We start from the raw sequence: 752 nt of genomic DNA on the forward strand, positions 1-752 counted from the left end.
CGGTGTCGACGTACCGCTCGAAGAGGCCGAGGGCGGTCTCCGCCTTGCGCGGGGCGGCCGCGTTCAGCTTGCCCTCCAGGGAGAAGAGCTGCGCGGCCGTGGGGAAGCTGTTGCCGGTCACCGAGAGCACCGGCGTGCCGGGGGCCAGCCGGTCGGCGAGGGTGAGGATGCCCTCGCCCGGCACCTCGTTCAGGGTCAGCAGCACGCCCGCTATCGGCGGGGTGCCGGCGCTGTGCGCGGCCAGCGTGCCGATCACCAGGTCGGCCCGGTCGCCGGGGGTGATCACCAGGCAGCCCGGGGTCAGCGCGGCCAGCAGGTTGGGCAGCATGGCCCCGCCGAAGACGAAGTCCAGCGCGTCGCGGGCGAGCCCGGAGTCGTCGCCGAGCACCACCCTGGCGCCGAGGGCGTGCGCGATCTGCGAGACGGTCGGCGCCGACAGCGCGGGCTCGTCCGGCACCACCCAGCACGGCACCGGCAGCCGGCCCGCGAGCCGCTGGGCGATCTCGTCCCGGTCCTCGCGGGCGACCCGGTTGGTCACCATGGCGAGGACGTCGCAGCCCAGGCCGTCGTAGGCGCGGAAGGCGTTGACCGTCTCGGCGAGCACCGACTCCGCGGTCTGCCCCCGGCCGCCGACGACCGGGAGCACCGAGGCGCCGAACTCGTTGGCCAGGCGCGCGTTCAGCGACAGCTCGTCCGGGAGCTGGGTGCCGGCGAAGTCGGTGCCGAGGACGAGGACGACGTCGTAGTCGCGG

Annotated in this window: 1 protein-coding gene; it reads right to left on the reverse strand. The window is 75.0% G+C overall.

From position 1 onward, the window contains the following. A partial coding sequence (locus tag GTW67_RS06435; protein WP_161163828.1) for a DRTGG domain-containing protein occupies nt 1–752 on the reverse strand: 752 nt, incomplete at both ends.

The organism is Streptomyces sp. SID5910 (assembly GCF_009862125.1).
In the GTDB taxonomy this organism is placed as follows: Bacteria; Actinomycetota; Actinomycetes; order Streptomycetales; family Streptomycetaceae; genus Streptomyces.